Below are 1,614 nucleotides of genomic sequence, written 5' to 3'. Positions count from 1 at the left end.
GGCGGTTTCAAGGGGTCGTCGCAACACCGCCTTGGGTTCTAGGTGGTGAGTAGATCACGCAAACGCTCGGCTGGGGTGTCCCAGTCGAGCGTTTTGCGTGGTCGGTGGTTGAGTTCCTGGGCGACGTGTTGGAGGTCTTCGGGTCCGTGGAGGCTGAGGTCGGTTCCCTTGGGGAAGTACTGGCGCAGGAGCCCGTTGGTGTTCTCGTTGGTGCCGCGCTGCCAGGGTGAGTGCGGGTCGCAGAAGTAGACGGCGATGTCGGTGGCGATGGTGAACTGTTTGTGCCGTGCCATCTCGCTGCCTTGGTCCCAGGTCAGCGAGCCGCGCAGGTGCTCGGGCAGGGTGGTCATCGTGGCGATGAGGCCGTCGCGGACGGTTTCGGCGTCGTGTCCGCCGGGCAGGTGGACCAGCATCGTGTAGCGGGTGGCGCGTTCGACGAGTGTGCCAATCGCGGACTGGTTGCCCGCGCCCATGATCAGATCGCCTTCCCAGTGGCCAGGGACCGCGCGGTCGTCGGCCTCGGCGGGCCGCTCGGAGATCATGATCATGTCGTCGACAAACCGGGTCTGACGCTGGTCTGGTCGGCGTTGCGGTTTGCGGCGGGTCCGGCCGGTGCGCAGCGCGGTCTGGACCTCGCGCTTGAGGCCGCCGCGGGCCTGGAAGTAGAGCGCCTGGTAGATCGTCTCGTGGCTCACGCGCATGCTCTCGTCGTCGGGGTGGTCCACGATGAGCCTGTTGCAGATCTGCTCCGGTGACAACTTGCGTTCCAGGCCCTGCTCGACCGCGGCGCGCAACGCGTGGTTGGTGATCAGCTTGGAGTCCTTGGGCCGGGCCCTGGCCGCCGCGGCGTCACGGTCGGCATGGTAGGGCAGGTAGACCCCTTCGACGGAGTGTGCGCGCACCTCGCGGGAGACCGTGGACTTGTGCCTGCCGATCCCGGCCGCGATCACGGTCAGGGCCTGCCGATTGACCAGCCCGTCAGCGATCACCAACCGCTCATCCAGACTCAGGTAACGCTCACTGATTACCGCACCTCTTACCGCACCACCGATTCCGGTCACGGCGGTTTCGTATCCGGTCGACGCGGCGTAGTCCACGACCGTGCCGTCGGGATAGACCCGCGTGTTGCCGACCTTGCGGATCCCGCGCCGCCAGTCACGCCCGGTCCGCTCATGCACCCCCACCTCACGCGCGGCCAGGGCGGTCGCCCAGCCCTGCTCCACCAGCTCCTCGAACCGGGCCTTCGCGCCGGGCTTGCCCGCCGTCCCCGCCTCGGCCGGCACCAGCCCAGCTACCACCAGAATCCGGCGTGCGGCGCTGTGACTCAACCCAGCCGCCTTCGCCGCCCGATTCACGCTCCCCGAGGCGCCGAACTCACCGACGACCTGCTCTCGCAGCTCATCAGTGATCCTGGTCCGCGCCCGCCCGACACCCCGCCCCGCCACCCGCAACAACCGGTACACCCGCGCCCGCGACACACCCAACTCAGCCGCCGCGACAGCAACCGGCACCCCTGCATCCACCAACCTCAACAGGCCGGCCAACTCCTCCGAAAACGACACGGTCCCCGCAACTCCTCAAATCGAGGTGTTGCGAGGACCGCATGAACCCGCC

The 1,614-nt window shown here is 68.0% G+C and carries 1 protein-coding gene; it reads right to left on the bottom strand.

The features are described from left to right. Window positions 1-38 precede the first annotated feature (38 nt). Window positions 39-1,223, bottom strand: coding sequence for an IS30 family transposase (locus tag ACWGID_RS41435; protein ID WP_452204940.1), 1,185 nt, complete (start codon window positions 1,221-1,223; stop codon window positions 39-41). Window positions 1,224-1,614: the final 391 nt, after the last annotated feature.

Source organism: Kribbella sp. NPDC054772, from assembly GCF_053611945.1.
Note: the sequence above shows the minus strand (reverse complement) of the source record. Positions and strands in the feature narration are given on the sequence as shown.